This is a genomic window from Ruegeria sp. BB7 (assembly GCF_056539365.1).
This window is the reverse complement of record NZ_JBQFUV010000029.1, coordinates 1-16,693: the sequence shown is the minus strand read 5'-3', so window position 1 is coordinate 16,693 and position 16,693 is coordinate 1. Positions and strand designations below refer to the sequence as shown.

Annotated in this window: 14 protein-coding genes, 1 tRNA gene and 1 pseudogene; 10 read left to right on the top strand and 6 right to left on the bottom strand. The window is 52.6% G+C overall.

The window, feature by feature from the left end:
* Positions 1-96: 96 nt before the first annotated feature.
* Both ACR0D7_RS19130 and ACR0D7_RS19125 read right to left on the bottom strand, forming a co-directional pair.
* Positions 97-990, bottom strand: coding sequence for a hypothetical protein (locus ACR0D7_RS19130; RefSeq protein ID WP_480680436.1), 894 nt, complete (start codon positions 988-990; stop codon positions 97-99).
* A 1,455-nt stretch (positions 991-2,445) separates the two neighbouring features.
* Entirely contained in the window at positions 2,446-3,321 is an 876-nt protein-coding gene (locus ACR0D7_RS19125; protein ID WP_480680435.1) for a hypothetical protein, read from the bottom strand.
* 182 nt (positions 3,322-3,503) lie between these two features.
* On the opposite strand from ACR0D7_RS19125, the gene ACR0D7_RS19120 reads away from it, so the two are divergent.
* Together ACR0D7_RS19120 and ACR0D7_RS19115 are read left to right on the top strand one after the other, a co-directional pair.
* Positions 3,504-3,579: transfer RNA gene (locus tag ACR0D7_RS19120), tRNA-Thr, on the top strand.
* A 605-nt stretch (positions 3,580-4,184) separates the two neighbouring features.
* A complete protein-coding gene (locus ACR0D7_RS19115) occupies positions 4,185-5,264 on the top strand; it encodes a DUF2652 domain-containing protein (RefSeq protein WP_480680434.1) in 1,080 nt (359 codons plus the stop codon).
* Positions 5,265-5,470: 206 nt separating this feature from the next.
* Here the strand turns inward: ACR0D7_RS19115 and ACR0D7_RS19110 are convergent, their stop codons facing one another.
* From ACR0D7_RS19110 to ACR0D7_RS19100, 3 genes are all read right to left on the bottom strand, one after another.
* Positions 5,471-5,833, bottom strand: coding sequence for a YybH family protein (locus ACR0D7_RS19110; protein ID WP_480680433.1), 363 nt, complete (start codon positions 5,831-5,833; stop codon positions 5,471-5,473).
* A 625-nt stretch (positions 5,834-6,458) separates the two neighbouring features.
* On the bottom strand, positions 6,459-6,938 hold the full coding sequence (locus ACR0D7_RS19105; RefSeq protein WP_480680432.1) for a GNAT family N-acetyltransferase: 480 nt from the start codon (positions 6,936-6,938) through the stop codon (positions 6,459-6,461).
* A gap of 246 nt (positions 6,939-7,184) precedes the next feature.
* Positions 7,185-8,171 carry a LysR family transcriptional regulator gene (locus ACR0D7_RS19100; RefSeq protein WP_480680431.1) on the bottom strand — a complete coding sequence of 329 codons (987 nt, stop codon included), beginning with the start codon at positions 8,169-8,171 and terminating at the stop codon, positions 7,185-7,187.
* Positions 8,172-8,324: 153 nt separating this feature from the next.
* Between ACR0D7_RS19100 and ACR0D7_RS19095 the strand changes: the two genes are divergently transcribed.
* The 8 genes from ACR0D7_RS19095 (at position 8,325) to ACR0D7_RS19060 (ending at position 15,255) form a co-directional block, all read left to right on the top strand.
* A complete protein-coding gene (locus ACR0D7_RS19095; RefSeq protein WP_480680438.1) occupies positions 8,325-9,614 on the top strand; it encodes an aminotransferase family protein in 1,290 nt (429 codons plus the stop codon).
* Between the two features lie 3 nt (positions 9,615-9,617).
* Positions 9,618-10,547: a 3,5-dioxohexanoate:acetyl-CoA acetone transferase gene (gene kce, locus ACR0D7_RS19090; protein WP_480680430.1), complete on the top strand. Its 930-nt coding sequence runs from the start codon at positions 9,618-9,620 to the stop codon at positions 10,545-10,547.
* Between the two features lie 3 nt (positions 10,548-10,550).
* Positions 10,551-11,582, top strand: coding sequence for a histone deacetylase family protein (locus tag ACR0D7_RS19085; RefSeq protein ID WP_480680429.1), 1,032 nt, complete (start codon positions 10,551-10,553; stop codon positions 11,580-11,582).
* Positions 11,579-11,788, top strand: coding sequence for a hypothetical protein (locus tag ACR0D7_RS19080; protein WP_480680428.1), 210 nt, complete (start codon positions 11,579-11,581; stop codon positions 11,786-11,788). The genes ACR0D7_RS19085 and ACR0D7_RS19080 overlap by 4 nt, the downstream gene beginning before the upstream one ends.
* Positions 11,754-12,059: a thioesterase family protein gene (locus ACR0D7_RS19075; protein WP_480680437.1), complete on the top strand. Its 306-nt coding sequence runs from the start codon at positions 11,754-11,756 to the stop codon at positions 12,057-12,059. The genes ACR0D7_RS19080 and ACR0D7_RS19075 overlap by 35 nt, the downstream gene beginning before the upstream one ends.
* A 203-nt stretch (positions 12,060-12,262) precedes the next feature.
* Positions 12,263-13,267: a TRAP transporter substrate-binding protein DctP gene (gene dctP, locus ACR0D7_RS19070; RefSeq protein WP_480680427.1), complete on the top strand. Its 1,005-nt coding sequence runs from the start codon at positions 12,263-12,265 to the stop codon at positions 13,265-13,267.
* A gap of 84 nt (positions 13,268-13,351) precedes the next feature.
* Complete coding sequence (locus tag ACR0D7_RS19065; RefSeq protein WP_170386924.1) at positions 13,352-13,966, top strand: TRAP transporter small permease subunit; 615 nt, start codon at positions 13,352-13,354, stop codon at positions 13,964-13,966.
* Positions 13,963-15,255 carry a TRAP transporter large permease gene (locus tag ACR0D7_RS19060; protein ID WP_480680426.1) on the top strand — a complete coding sequence of 431 codons (1,293 nt, stop codon included), beginning with the start codon at positions 13,963-13,965 and terminating at the stop codon, positions 15,253-15,255. The genes ACR0D7_RS19065 and ACR0D7_RS19060 overlap by 4 nt, the downstream gene beginning before the upstream one ends.
* Before the next feature lie 213 nt (positions 15,256-15,468).
* Here ACR0D7_RS19060 and ACR0D7_RS19055 read toward each other — a convergent pair.
* A pseudogene (locus tag ACR0D7_RS19055) lies at positions 15,469-16,693 on the bottom strand (IS3 family transposase); the annotation flags it as partial.

Genomic DNA, 16,693 nt, shown 5'->3' with positions numbered 1-16,693 from the left:
TCCGGGTTTCTTTCTCATCTCCACTCCTTGGCGGTTACGATGAGCCAGAAACCCTCTCTTATCAAATCGACCTAAACTGTCCCATTGGTGCTGACGTCAGACATCTTGGAGAGCGTTGATGGCTGAAAAGACAGTATCCAACTTCCCCATACGGCCTAGTCGCGTCAGGAGCCTTCTGTAATTCTTACGGCTCGACTTAACGAGTGGGTACGGTGTGACGTGGTGTGATAGGTAGCCGCCTCTGTTGACGTTCTCAGCGTCCCAAGGGACGGGTGGATGTACCATTGGGTACCACGTACAGCAGACGTCCTCTTGTTGCTCTCTGAGCCGCTCACAGGCGTCTAAGAGTCCATCTGAGGGAACCACAAGGTCAGTCTTATGCTTACCCTTCTTCGTGGAGACGATCTTGATGTCACCAGTGGTATTCATGAAGAGGTCCACCAGTTTTACCCCAACATGGAGCATGTCGGTGTTGGTCCAGAGCGACCAATCTTCATCAGCGTCAGAGATCACCTTTTGTAGATACTCTTTACGTTTGTATCTGGGTAATTCCCTCTGATCGAAGTCCTTAGAGATTTTACCCCATAGGGCTTGATTGTCCTCTTCGAACTTCCTGATCCTTAATTCGTCGTGAAGTAACCCTGCGCTGTGCATTGCTAATGAGGTAACTGACAGGATTGTGTTCTCTCTGGCGTACAGAGGTATCCGGTTAAGTAAACCTTTAATGAACAGAAAGGCTGAGACCTCGGGAGGTAGCATAGCCAATGCCCGAGCCGCACTGTTCCGACGTCCAGCTTTACCAGTGGTGGCGTCACTAAGGAATGAGACAATCGCTTCCGTTAAAGGATTGATATAATTATAGGTGAGATAGCTACCAGTAATAGTTTCACTTAGATCACCTTTAGTATGATCTTTAAGAAACCTACCTATACTTCTATCTCTCATCTCAATCTCTAAGAGAACTTGAGTATTATAAAGTTCATCGGTCATCTGAAATTCTCAAAACATTAATGGGCCATATGACGACTTTATTCCGCCAAGCCATGACACCCCGCTATCGGTACTTATCCTCTACAGGAGATTTTATGAGATCAAAAAACCCAACAACTACTAAGCTATTGGGTTTATTTATTTCTGTATCGGAGAGAGTTCTTGGAGATTTTAAGTCTCCTGTGTCTACCATTCCACCACGCGGGCAATGTGCATTGGGCCTATATCAGGCCTGAAAAACCAGTAATGCCACAAGGCCATGAATACAATGCGCTTTGCAGCCGAATTCGAAGGATTTTAAGATTAGGACTCATAGCCACTGGCTGAGGAGAGCCGCGGGTGCAATTTCCAACAGAAAGATCGGGCAATCGTCGCAATGCCGCCGTGAGCCAAAAGCGAGTGACGCAGAACTTTTACAAATGATCAGATAGGCAATCTCTCATCCGCTGCGCCCTCACTATGAGCGGTTTGGCGGGGAAAAATAAAAGCCAGATCAAGCACCGACCCAGTCAAATCCGCACCCATCATCCACACCGGACAGAGCAACCAACTGAAAAACAAGGAGCACTATGAATACCGGCATCGGAAACCAATTGTTTGTTCCAAAGCAATAACCTGCCACTGCTCGAACGACCGCTTCGCGATCCAAGCATAGGGGTATGCACGTTCAATTTCGTGAAAAAGGAAAGATAACGTTTTCAGTTGGTGCTCTGCGACAATAACCATTTTGCACTCACGGCGAGGGTCTCGACAAACTCGGTCATGTCGATGCCATTCAGATACGCATTAATGGCTTCCCTGCTTAGCCTCCCATCGACCGATCTCCTGCAAAGCATTTTTTTCAGGAATTGAGGCTGTTTCTCTGCAAGTTCTTCGAGTTCATGGATGTTGATCTCGCAATTGCTGTCGATAAATGACGACGCCTAAGGCTCTGGATAACCGATGGCATCGAGCATTTTTGCGTAGTCGACGAGCGGTTGATGCGCGTGACGCAGTTTGTTTTCATTACCAGTCATGTCGCCCTCTAGTTCTTATGTTCGCCAGCCTGAATCACACAGGCTGCGCACAAATGACCGCTGCATACGGGGAAAATTTGCCCAATGTAATCACAAATTGTGCATTTCAGGCGGTATAGCACCGGTCACACCTGAAATGGCAGAGTTATGCGCCGTCCTATGGCTGGAAAGTGCACCGCCATTGACAGGGCCGGGTATATGAAATGATTTTGAACCTAGTACTAGTTGTTGATACAGGAAAAGATTAATGATCCGGTTTTTCGCCCAACATTGTAGAGAAGTTCTGGGTAGGAGCTAACTTAATTTTCCGCCCGTCTGACATTTGTTTTCCGCGAGCGAGTTTTTACCTTCCGCTAAGATTGGTTAACAAACCTCAGCAACTGCTTGGCAAATGCTTGGCAAATGCTGACCTGTGAATGGATGAACTTGAAACAAGGGGTCAGGGTGTTAGTACCCGAACCCCAGGGATTTCTCCGAGCCGGTCAAGATCCTGTTCGTACAGTTCAGAAAATGCATCCACGATCTCTGCGTTCCATCCCGGTAGATCGAGTTCTTCCTCGATCTTCTCCGGCTGCAAGTGGTCTTCGAATATACGTGCCACATCATCCTTCAGGCGAGTTTTGGCTTGCCGCGCGTCTGTATTCGTCAATTCCACCACTTTGTTTCGGCCTGTGTCGTCCAGTAGAGAAAGCAACAGGTCATGTTCGTCCGCTAAGGCAGTGTCTTCCTCCAGACCAGCCAACGCGCGAATAATATCGCCCCAAATAAATGGAGTATCTTCATTGCTCCACAATGTAATCTGCATACCTGGGGCAATATCTCGAATGTCTTCGATCATTCCAATCCAGCTCAGGCAACTCAGATCCGTGGTTTGCATAATCTCAGTGCGCGTCTGTTCCGGCAATGCCATCAAGAGCTTGGGAATAAAGCTGCCTGGGCTACGCAGTCCTATGAACAGTTCAATCTCATGTTCGTGGTAGATTCTCTGCAACATTGCCATTCGACGGCTGGCAAGGGGATATAGCTGCCCCTCCTGCAGTGCGAATGCAGGCTCAGATGCAAAATTCTGACTTGTGAATATCGTGCGCCGCGCCCTTGGACCTGTCGGTAAGATATCCCTAAGATATTGGCGTGCGGCCGTTTCAGCATCCTCCGACTTCAACTCCTCGAGAACAGGTTTAAACGAAGTCTTATAGCGGCGTGGGCCGAAGAATGAGGTCCCGTTTGCCGCAAGAATGTCAGAGTTTTTCTTTAACGAGTTCAGCACACGGCCTTCGTCGGTAAAAGCTACGCCTGCGTGGATAGCAACCTGCATCTTCGGTACTTGTCCTTGCTTTTTACCTTGGGTGCCGGGTTACAGCTTGCGGCTTGAACAGTCAAATCCGTGCTGCCTGTTTGGTTAGGTGGCGCGCGCAGTAGAGAAAACTGAAAATCCCTAAGTTCAGATGAAAATATAGGCTTGCAGTCTACAGCAAGAGAAAGTAATCGACACCAAGTGCCCCTATAGCTCAGCTGGTAGAGCAACTGATTTGTAATCAGTAGGTCCGCGGTTCGAGTCCGTGTGGGGGCACCACTTAAACACTCAGAGATCAAGCGATTATAAACCGATCTCGCGACGAGCCTTTTTGTATTGCGGTTTTTTCAACGTGTTTGCAACATAGCATGGGTTACGTGATTAGAACAGGATTCTGTCGTCGCCACCCTCTTCCTTTGGGCCAAAAGGACCGTGGTGGTAGGAACACAGATCTTCTCTAGCAACTTTGGTGCCTAGCCTGCGGTTTTCAACGTTTAAAGAAAATTCGGGCGACACCCATGGAATGGTTAAACCGGGAAGAATTTGGACAGCACGTTCAAAGAACGTGACGGCTGTGGGGACTAAGCTATTGAAATGCTTTGTCGCAGACCGGAATGCTGTGACAAACTCCAAAAACGTGTGACATGGAAGGCTGCGGTTAACGAATACCAATTGATTCGACATGTTCCAAGGGCAACTTCTAAATTGCAAACAAACTTCTAGCAAAGTAACTCCGACGACCGTTCTGAACCCAAAGTGGACAATCACGTTGATCTGAATTTGAGGCCTACGCAGCCCGACTGGCCATGATAGTCGCTTGTCTGTACCTTTTCAGTACTAGCGCAATACGACGTGCTAGCTGCTCTATGGGGGGGAGAAGAACCATGACGGCATCACACACTGGGTATCTGCTAATTGCAGACATATCGGGTTACACACAGTTTCTGACATCATCGGAAATGGATCACGCCAATCCCATCCTGCAATCTCTGCTGGGAGTTCTGATTGAGCAAGTTGGCGATCCACTGCAGTTTTGGAAAACAGAAGGAGATGCTGTTCTTGCTTACTCGACACGTCAGGAATTCCCTTCGGGTGAGACGTTTCTGACCATATGCGAGAACCTATACAACGCGTTTGCGCTACGACGGCAGGACATAATCGCGAATACAACATGCAACTGCAATGCCTGCGCAAATGTGAGCACGCTGGACCTGAAAATCATCGCCCACCACGGCCAGTTCGACGAAATGGAACTAGGTCCGACTAAGGACATTTCGGGCATTGATGTCATTCTTGTTCACCGGATGACTAAAACGGATGTGGCGGAAAAAACCGGCATTCGCAGCTACGCCCTCTTCAGTCAAGCTGCTGCAAATGCCATGAATATCAATGATGTGATGGAGCCCTTTACGCAGGAAATCGAACATTTCGGTGAAGTCCCGATGGAGGTCTACGATCTGGCCAAATCGTGGGAGCGCCTGCGCGCCAAACGCCAACGCCATTACCTCACCGAAGAGGATGGTGTTTGGACATTTCGACACCATTTCGAAGCGCCTATCGGCGTGGTTTGGGAGGTTCTTGTTGCTCCCGAGCACAAACAGAACTGGATGGACCGTATCAAGACGGTCACGGTAGAAAATCCGCAGGGGCGTCTTGGCCCCGGCTCTGGCTATCATTGCGCCCATGAGCTGGGAGATTTTTACTATCGCGTCACTGATTGGGAGCCGTTCGAATACTTTTCGACGCGTATCCAGGATCCCGCCCGTCCGCATATAAGCCTGCCGGAGACCTACCATCTGACAGAAAACAATGGCGGTACTGACTTGCGCTACACATTCGGCGAAGCAACTGATGTAGCTGGAAACCGTTCAGAAATCTCTGAACAGGAGGCGGCGGCGTTTCTGGCTGAGTTTTGGGCTGCGTCCTTTGTGGAAATGGACAAACAACTCGGCCAATCCAATTAACGTCACCTGGCTTAAAGGCCAAACTAAGATCGAGTTATTGGTGGTCACTAGATCTGCCTTATCCGTGACGTGGACGATGGCGTGAAATACCAGCGGCCGTACCGCACAGATAACAGTCACATCACCGCGCTACATAAGCCACTTTTAATAAGCGCGACCTGCCAACGCAAAGCAGTGGATTTGACCCTCAGACTGTTCCGCAGCCTTTATGCGTCGAAGTTCCAGATGTCGCGCTGAACCTTCCAGCCGTTGTCGCCTTTTCGGAAGTATAGAATATACTTCCCAGAAAGTTCTTGCCCTCCCATTGAGCCTGTCAGCGTTCCCATCGTAACTGCAAAATCTCCGCTGACATGTGCTGCTGTCGGATTCGCCAAAACGTTCTCCAGGCCCCCATCAATTGCCGCCTGCCAATACTCTCGGATGGCTGCGTGGCCAGACATTGTAGGTGCACCGGGCGGCATGACCGCCCCATCTTCGGCATAGGGTGCCGTCGCCATACTTGCATCCTTTGCGTTGATACCCTCGATGATGGCGGCGTCGAGCTCCTTTACAGCATCAATATCAGACATCTTTTCCTCCCGAGTTTTCCCGCTGGTGCCCCAGACTACCACAATAACCTAAATCGATGCTCGTCTCCGTGCGTCACGCGAGAAATACTTGAAACTGCGGAAACGAATTGTTGTGACTTTGGTCATTTGGCACGGGTGCATCAGACACACGAACGGTGGCAGCTTCGACTGCAAAGCGGAACATTCGGTGATTTTCCGGAATGACCGCTTTCGGCGCGCAGCAGACATTCAAACCGAAAAAATTGGGGCGACACTATGCGATGCCTGCATTCTCACAAAAAACAGACGTTCGGCAAAATCGGGCCAACCACCGCTTTGCGTAGAAAACAGTCATTACGGCATGCGCATCAGTGGCCGCTTCGGATAAAACCATACCTTGGACCAGAAACTGGTTGTTGCAGCTCAACTCCCCAAAAACAGAATTTCACTATAGTACTGGCGCATTAATCTGAACCAGTATCGATGATATAACAAAATGATATTGAGAGGTATTAGAGTCGGAAATAGCTGCTTAATTTTTTCACCATCTTTCTAAATGTTCAATTCTCGCCTCATAAGATACCAATTTCCGCGTTGAGAAAGCTCCAATACTTGAGCGCGAAGACGGTTTTGCCGCAATTGGCGTTCAGAGCTTCTTGAAACTCTGAAAGGAAACGCCTTCGAGGATCATGGTCGTCATATCGGATTCTTCCTTAAATCCAATATGGGTGTAATAAGAAAAGGCAGAGGGGTTAGTGCGATGGACTGCAAGTTTCAGAAAGCATGCACCAGATGATTTGTCTGCATCGGAAACCACACGAGACAGTAGTTTGTTTCCAATACCTTGCCCTCTCGCAGATGAAGAGACCCAAAGATCATTTACAAATATGCCGCCACCCCCTCTGGTCGTTGAAAACACTGGCGTCCAAACGATTGCACCGACGACTTCGGTATCATTGTGCGCGAGCAGGGCGTTGAAGGCCGGATGGTCACCTGCGAAGGCCGCTTTCAGCGTGTCCACATTCGCAACATGTCTGTCGCCCATTTCAGACGACAACGCCCTTAGCGCAAAATCCAAATCGGTTATTTTGTCTGGAGCTACCGGAGCAATATCAACTTTTATCATTCTGGACTTTACCCATGTTTCGTTTCCGCCAATTGCAGAGCAAATGATCCGCTAGAGCGCATCGTAATCAGCCAGTCGGTCGTGGAGGAATATGTAGTTCTTCCTTGCTTGTATGAGTTGGCTCTTGTTGATGGCAACGTGACGAAAACCCTCGGCCGGTTCCGCAGACCCTACCGGTGGGGATTTCTATCTGGCAAGCCAGCAGGGACAGGGTGTCATTTGACATCATGGTTTGGCTTTCCCCTCTTAGACTTTTGGCCAGTTTGTTTCGACAGGTTTGTAGCTGCGCTGTTCGAGGGGTACCGATGCAAGTCGGCTTCGAAACATGTCGAGCAGGGCTTTTTCCGCCCGATTCAGGCGAGCGTTCGTGTGGTGCACGAGATGGATATCAATCGCCAAGGCGTTTTCGTAAGGCGGTAAGCGCCACAGCTCGCCGCGATTGACAAAGCTTTCGGCGACGTGAACAGGCAGCGGGCCAAACCCGAGCCCTGCGCGGATCATCCGTTGTGCCTCGCCCAGATCAGAGGTGTAACCGATCACCTTGTTGTCGAGCTTGTGCTGCGCGCGAAGCAACGCGACCGGACGCAGTGCATCCCAAAGCTGGTCTGTCCGGAATGAGACCGACGAGTGGTTGCGCAGGTCGTCGAGTTTCAGATCGCGTTGCCTGAACAATGGGTGACTCGGACCGCAGTAAAACCCAAAGTAGGACCGATAGAGAACCTCATGCTGCAGACAAGGGTGGGTGTCATGGACAAGGCAAACGCCAAGCGTTGCGGATTTTTCCAGAACCGCCTGCCTGACGTCTTTGCTGGACATAACTTCGATATCAAAGCTGACTTCGGGGAATTGCCGGTGAAAATCTGCCAGCACCGTATCGAAAAACGCGCTTTCAATCCTGCTGAGAAGGGCGAGCTTGACTGTGCCCGTCACTATATCTTCGGTGCCCTGCGCGCTCTGAATCGCTCTCGCCAGACTGCCAAACATATCCAAGCATTCCTGATACAATGTCTGCCCGGCCGGTGTGATGCGAAAGTGGGAAGGGCTGCGATCAATCAGCAGCATTCCAAGCCGTGTCTCAAGACGTTTCAGGGCCTGGCTGACAGAAGGTTGCCGCCGCATCAGACGCTTGGCAGCAAGTGTGATGCTGCCTTCCTGAACAATGACCATAAATGTGCGCAGCAGATTCCAATCCAGTTCCCGGATCAACTTATCCTGTTCAGCGGCGTTCTTCATTGATTTGGTCAATATGCTTAATTTGCATTATCTATTTGCCCTATAAAAGAATCCAACACAAGGTGGACACTGCTCCGGCATTGTCACTCCTGTCAAAGAAGATACACCGTGAAGGCATCGAACCTTTTCTATCAAAGTCGCGCGCGCCGCCCGATGGTCGATCGCGCAGAAGGAATTTATATATGGGGCCAGAACGGCCAGCGATATATCGATGGATCGTCCGGGGCGATGGTCAGCAATATCGGCCATTCAAATCCCAATGTTTTGGCCGCGATGAAGGCGCAGATGGACAGCGCCACCTTTGCCTATCGTCTACATTTTGAAAGCGCTCCGGCAGAAGACCTTGCCTCAGCCATCGCGGATCGTACACCGGAAGGTCTAGACAAGGTCTTTTTTGTATCCGGCGGATCCGAGGCCGTAGAATCCTGCGTTAAGTTCGCGCGACAATGGGCTGTTGCTGAGGGGCAGTTCAGCCGGTGGAAAGTCATCTCACGCTTTCCTTCCTATCACGGATCAACCTTGGGCGCGCTGGCGATTACCGGATATGGGCCGCTGACGGACGCGTTTGGGCCGCTTTTCAAGGAAATGCCGAAAATTCCCGCGCCTACCTGCTATCTCGATCGCGACAACCTTTCCGACTGCGATCGCGGTCTAAAGTATGCCGAGATGTTAAGGGATGAGATCATTGCCCAGGGGCCTGACACGGTTCTGGCCTTTGTCATGGAACCGGTGGGCGGTGCATCTACCGGAGCGCTGGTTGCGCCCGACAGCTACTACGGTCGGGTGCGCGAGATCTGCGACGAGTTTGGCGTCATGCTGATCATGGATGAGGTCATGTCGGGTGTCGGGCGCACTGGTACGTTCCTGGCGTCGGAACACTGGAACATCCGCCCCGACCTTGTGGCCCTGTCCAAGGGGTTTGGAGCGGGCTATGCGCCGTTGGGGGCCATGATCGCTGATGGAGAGATGGTCGAAACCGTGCTGGGCAGCGGTGGATTTGCGCACGGCCACACATATGCTGGCAACCCGCTTGCATGTAGCGCCGGGTTGGCGGTTCTGAACGAGATTGACCGGCTGGACCTGATGACCAATGCACAGATCATGGGCGATATGCTGATGACTGGGCTCATGGACCTCATGGCGCGATACCCGTTTATCGGAGATGTACGGGGAAAAGGCCTGCTGACCGCCTTTGAACTGGTTTCGGATCGGGACACCATGTCACCGTTGCCCAAGGACCTGAACGCCTACGAGCGGTTCGTGGAAATCTGCTACGAGCGCAACCTGATCACCTATTCGCGCCGTACTCGCGGCGGTGTAGAGGGCGATCATTTCCTGGTTTGCCCGCCGTTGATAGTGACCGAACCACAGGTCAACGAGATCCTGAATATACTTGACGACAGTCTCCGGGTCTTCGCCCGCGAGTGTGCATTGGAGGTCTGACCCATGGCGCAAAAGATTATCTTGACTTGCGCCGTGACAGGTTCGATCCACACGCCGAGCATGAGCCCACACCTGCCGGTTTCGCCAGACGAAATTGCCAAATCTGGAATTGAGGCAGCAGAAGCTGGCGCATCTGTCTTACATCTGCATGCGCGCGACCCGGAAACCGGTCACCCAAGCGCGGATATCAACGTCTTTCGCCAGTTTCTGCCACGGATCAAGGACGCGAGTGATGCGGTCATCAACCTGACCACGGGGGGCAGTTCCCAGATGAGTGTGGAACAACGGCTTTCGGCCCCCGTCGAACTGGCGCCCGAGATGTGTTCGCTCAACATGGGATCCATCAATTTCGGCCTCTTCCCGATGAAGGACCGCTATTCCGATTGGATCCATGATTGGGAAGAGACTTTTCTGGAGAACACACGCGACACTGTGTTCAAGAATACGTTCCACGACATAGAAACTGTGTTTCGAATGCTGGGCGATGCCGGTGGTGCGCGGTTTGAATGTGAATGTTACGATGTGGGGCACATTCAGACGCTGGCATTCTATCTGAAGCAAAACCGCATTGTGCCACCAGTATTTCTGCAATTTGTCATGGGTGTGCTGGGCGGGATTGATGCCAGCCCGCACAGCCTGATGTATTTGAAGGAAACGGCCGACCGCCTGTTGGGCGACGCCTATGAGTTTTCGGCGCTTGCAGCCGGGCGACAGCAGATGCCACTTGGTGCGATGAGCGCCATTCTGGGTGGGCATGTGCGCGTCGGCCTTGAAGACAGCCTGATGATCGGACGCGGGCAGCTTGCAACCAGCAACGCCCAACAGGTCACTAAGATCCGGACGGTTCTGGAAGAGCTGGGATACGAGATCGCAACACCTGATGAGACACGCGCGATGCTGGGTCTTAAAGGGGCAGATAAGGTGGGGTTCTGACACATGAAGGTCTTTTCTGATCAGGAACGGCAAGGCCAGCATAATCCCAGCGGGTTTCTGGTGAACGGAATCATGCAACCCAACCCCGAAAAACCTGAGCGGTTGGAGCGCCTGCTTGCAGGCGTCGCGGCAGGCGGTCACACGGTGCATACCCCGACTGATCATGGCCTTGCTCCGATCGCGGCGGTACACACCCCGACCTACCTGAAGTTCCTGTCGACCGTTTATGAACGGTGGACCCGCATTCCCGACGCCACACCCGAGATATTCCCGAATATCCACCCGGATCGCCGCACGGCCAGCTATCCCTTGTCGGCAGTCGGTCAGGCGGGGTTTCACATCACCGATATGTCCTGCCCCATCGGCGCACATACCTGGGAGGCCGTGCGTTGGTCCGCAAACTGCGCCGTGAGCGCAACCCAGGCAGTAATGGACGGGGACAACATGGCCTATGCGCTCTGCCGACCGCCGGGCCATCATTGCTTTAGCGATCTAGCTGGCGGATTCTGTTATCTCAACAACAGCGCCATCGCTGCTCAATACTTGCGGCAAACCCACGACCGCGTGGCGATCATCGATGTTGACCTGCACCACGGCAACGGAACGCAAGGCATCTTTTATGAACGTAATGATGTGTTCACCCTCTCCATCCACGCGGACCCGGCGCGATTCTATCCATTCTTCTGGGGTCACGCTCATGAGGTCGGTGAAGGCGCAGGCCATGGGTACAACTTGAACATTCCACTTCCGCGCGGCACCGGCGATGACGGCTTCATGAAAGGGCTGTCGGACGGTCTGGCCCACGTCAGGAGTTTTGCGCCTGGTGCCATCGTGATCGCGCTCGGTCTTGATGCTTTCGAAGGAGACCCGTTCGGAGGTCTTGCCGTCTCAACGCCAGGTTTTTCAGAAATGGCAAGGATGCTCGCGGCGCTCAATCTGCCCACCGTGGTAGTTCAGGAAGGTGGGTATCTGTGTGATGAGTTGGGCGACAATTTGCATGCGTTCCTGCAGGGCTTCGAGGGCGGCGTGGAATGACGAACGGGGTCACATCTGAAGCCCGTCGAGTACCAGACACATGGATTGACTATGACGGCCATACCGATCTGACTTACTACGCCATGGTCTTTGACGAAGCCCTGGATATTATGTTGGATCAGGAGCTTGGCGTTGGCCCAAGTTACGTGAAGGCATTTCCATACCGGGCCAATTGCACTCCAAAACCACGTCCACTACCCGGGTGAGCTTTGGGCAGGCGATGAGTTTTTCTGCCGGTTTCTTAGATTGGATGCCCACGCTAATCGCCTGCATATAGCGGGATCGATGAAAAAGCTGAAAGATCAAACAACTGTCTGCGTGATGGAGCAGGTTCTCATGAATGTCGATCACGACACACGGCACTTCACCCCCTATCCGGCTGACATTCAGACCCGCATCGCCGTATTGGTGGCTGAACTCAAATCGATCGCCCGCACAGCCCAAATTGGTCGGCCAATCGGTTTGATGAGACGATAATGGATCGAGTTCACAGTAACCGACTTCAGAAACCACACCCGGAAAGAACCCTAAATAAGGAGTAAACCGAGCCAAGCAAAAACAAGCCTTAAATCGAATTGCGCTGCGATATGTGTTCGCATAATGTGACCAAACGCAACTATTTGCAGCGGTCAGGAAAACATACCAGACGAAAGAATGACCGCAAACTGGGAGAAAATTAGATGAAATTCAGAAATGTTACCAAGGGCCTGATGCTTGGCGCCGTAAGCGTGCTGATGTCAACCGCCGCAATGGCAGAAGACATGAAACTGCGCTTTGCCGGTGTGTTCCCGATTGATCATCAGGGCACCAAGATGATGGAACAGGTCGCAGCAGATGTTGCAGCGGCAGATGTCGGTCTGACAATCGAAGTTTTCCCGGCCAACCAGCTTGGCTCGGGCGAGGCGCTCTTTGAAGACGTGGCGCGGGGTAACATCGATCTGGCGGCGGCATTTATCTATGCCGACACCGACCCCCGTCTGGAATTCCTGTCGATGCCGTTCCTCGTGGGTGGCTGGGACGACATGAACAACATCATGCGCAACATGGATTCCGAGTATAACCAGATCTTGCAGGAAATCACCGACGAGTACGGTGTGCACGTAATGGCCCAGAACCCAGAAGGGTTTGTTGGCATCGTGGCCACGCAGGAACCGGCCAACTGGAACAACTTCGACGACAAAGGTATGAACATTCGTGTTTGGTCGTCGCCCGCTGTGAAAGCCATGGTGGAAGCGCTTGGTTACAAAGCCACGACCATGGCATGGGGTGATATCTTCCCTGCAATTCAGTCCGGTATCGTTGATGGCGCGATTTGCTGCACCAAGACGGCAACCTACTCGATCTTCGCTCAGTCCGACGTTGGCACTCATTTTGTCGAGTACAATTCGATCTCGGAACTGACCACGTTCTACGCGTCGCAGCGCACTCTGGACAAGTTGAACGACGAGCAGCGCGCCGCCCTGCAGGCCGCCATGACCAAGGCGTCCGACGACTTCTTCCAGTATAACCGCGACAATGACGCGGCCTTCGGACAGAAGCTGATCGACAAAGGCTACACCATCCTGAGCCTGAACGACGAAGAGCAGGCCGCGATGGCCGCCCATATCCAGGAAAACATCTGGCCCATGATGGCCCAGAGCGTCGGCCAGGATGTGATCGACCGTTTGCTGTCCAGCAAAAACTGATAGTCAGCACAACCAATCGGGCCGGCAAAACTGCCGGCCCTTTCGCTATATACTCACAAAAAAGAGAAAAGCGGGGGGACAGGCATGTCGATTGAGAAAGATGACATGACGACGTATGTCGGCGACGCCGACGCAGAGAAACCGCAGAAAGTTACCGACGAATTGCCGCCTATCATCGGATACCCAATGAAGGTGATCGCGTTCGTTTGCAGACAAATCGTTATGTTCTGTGGCTTCCTGATGGCCTTCACCTTTGGTGCTGTCGTCGTGATCAGATATGGATTTGGCGGCGACCTATTTGCCTATGAAGAATGGCTTTTGGCCTTTTCGATAGTGGGCTTTTTTGCCGGGGCAGTTCTGGCCTCGGCACGCAATCTTCACATCAACGCCGATATTCTTGGTATTGTGATCCATAACCCCCGGCTGGTCTGGTGGCGCGGGTTCATAGTGTTGTTGGTTGAGCTTCTCGTGATTCTCTTCCTGGTTTGGGCCTGCTACGTATCGCTGCTGGACGACTTCTCGTTCCCACGCCTAAGGGCCACTCCGGTATTACGTATTCCGTTTGTCTCATGGCGTATCGCGATCATGTGCTGTTTTGGCTTCATGGCGATGTTCACCGCTGCGTATCTATACGTGCATATCCGAAAGGGGCTCGGGCTTCCTTTGCGGTCCGAAACCCTTAAAGGAGCCGCGAAATGATTATCGGCGGAAGTCTTATTATTGTCTGCCTGATGCTCTTGCTGGGTGTCAGCGTCTATGTGGCGTTTGGAGCTGTTCTGATCTTTATTGCGCTGGTTGGGGATCAGTCCATTACGGGCTATCTACCGACCGGAGCAACCGGGATCCGCTCTCTGGTGCTTTTGGCAATTCCTCTCTTCATGATTGCCGGCGGCATCATGGAGAAAGGCCGGATTGCAGCACCTCTGGTGGCGCTGGCCGAGATGTTCATCGGCCACATAAAAGGCGGTCTGAACGCGGCATCCGTGTTGGCCTGCGGTGTGTTCGGCTCAATCTCGGGCAGTGCGAATGCAACACTAACTTGCATCGGTGGCATCATGATGCCGCACTTGAAAAAGGCCAATTATCCGAAAGGGCAGTCCGCAGCACTGATCGTGTCTGCTAGCCCTTTGGGTCTTTTGATCCCGCCCAGCTCATCACACATTCTTTATGGCTGGGTGGCACAACAACACGTGCTGAAATGTTTCCTGTCTACGGTCATCCCGGCGATCATCCTGATCACCCTCTTGATCATTACTAACCAGTTCATGTTGCGGAAGTATGACGATATCCAACTGACAGAACGTCCTAGCCCGTTCATGCCTGCTCTCTTGGGTCAAGGCCGCCTGGCCGGGCCCGCGCTGATGATGCCGCTTATCATTCTGGGTGGTATTTATGGCGGTATCATGACCCCGACCGAGGCCGCAGGCATCGCGGTTTGCTATGCGATCCCGGTTGCAATCTACTTCTATCGTGGCCTGACCTGGAAAACCCTGGCGCAAACGATCCAGAACTCAGGCGTGACCATTGGTGTGGTCATGGTCATGATCTTTATGGTTCTGATCGTGTCGGACAATCTGATCTCGCAGGGCGCTCCGCAGCTGGCCAAGGACATGGTATATTCTGTTTCGGACAACCCTATCGTCATCCTCTTGATGATCAACGTGGTAATGATCCTGATCGGAATGCTGATGGACGACATCTCGGGCCTGTTGTTGGCAACGCCGATCCTGTTGCCGATCGCCCAAAGTGTCGGGGTTGATCCGATCCATTTTGCCGCGATCATCGGTGTCAATCTTGGGATGGCCAATATCACGCCGCCGACGGCTCCGTTGCTTTATCTCGGGGCTCAGATCTGCGACACGCCGGTCTCCAAGATGTTATGGCCAACATTGATCTTCATCGTGTTTGCCTGGCTGCCGACGCTTATGCTGACGACATTCATTCCGGAACTGGCCCTGTGGCTTCCGGATTTGCTGCTCAGCCGGTAAGAGGACCAGCCGTAAACAATAAAAGGCGCCTGAATTCCAGGCGCCTTTTGCGTTTGCGGATGGCCGTGTGACCAACCTGTTCCAATTCAATCAATCTGCATTGTTCAGATCAAACGCGGCCGCGTTTGACTTACTGACCCTGTCCGTCGTCAGGGATTTTGGGCAGATTGCTGCCTGAGCTAAGAGAGTATCTGGCGCATCTGGTTGTTTTGATTATGCGGCGGATTTGCGGTGAAGCAAGCGCCGGGTTTCGTGCGTCTTTCGTTTAATCCTTTCTCGTTGTCTCAGAATGGCTTGGCCGCGCCCGAAGCAGACATCAGCCTGTGTGAGGTTTTGCAGGCTCTCGTGATAGCGCCGGTGGTTGTAGTGATCGACGAAAGCATCGATCTGTTGCTGGAGGTCACCGGGCAGATAGTAGTTTTCCAACAGGATGCAGTTCTTGAGAGTCTGATGCCAACGCTCGATCTTGCCTTGGGTTCGCGGATGATATGGCGCCCCTCGGACATGATCCATTTTCTGATCTTCCAGCCATTCGGCAAGCTCACCAGAGATGTAGCTGGACCCATTGTCGCTGAGCAGCCGTGGCTTGTGCAGAACCGCCACCTGATCACAACCTGAGGCTTGCAGCGCCAGGTCCAGCGTGTCGGTCACATCGCCCGACTTCATCGTCGTGCGGAGCTTCCAAGCGATGATGTAGCGGCTGTAATCATCGAGGATGGTCGATAGATAGAACCAGCCCCAGCCGATGACCTTCAGGTAAGTGAAGTCGGTCTGCCAGAGTTGGTTCGGCCGAGTGGTTTTGTCCCGGAACTCGTCGGCCGCCGATAGAACCACATAGGCCGGGCTGGTGATCAGGTCGTAAGACTTGAGGATGCGATAGACCGAAGCCTCTGACACAAAATACTTTTCCGTGTCGGTGAATTGCATGGCCAGTTCGCGTGGCGACAGATCGCTTTCCTTCAGAGCCAGGTCATTTGCCATTGTCTCTCGGACCAATGGCGTTCCAATGGCTCATTCTTCTCACACATCGGCTGCGGAATACGATTCCAGACCCGTGATGGCTTGGGGCGGCTATCCTCAAGCGCTTCAGGACCACCCGACAAATACTGGTCATACCAGCGATAGAAGGTGGTTCTGGGGATGCCGAGTTTGTCCAACGTACGCTTGGTCGGCAGATGCGACCCTTCGACGAGGCGGATGATCTCCAGCTTCTCAGATGCAGCCCTCTCATCACTGCAAGCAGCGACTGCCTGGTGACAGATACCTCATTCATCGTCGTCCCCATCTGTCACCTGACAGGCGCATGCAAAGCATGCTGCCGAGAGGGCACGATCGTGCTTTTTTGAGCAACCGCAGTTCAAGAGCCTGTTCGGCAACCACTTCCTTCAGATCGCGTGCCTCGCGGCGCAGATCTTTGACCTCTGTCGATGTCGCGGCG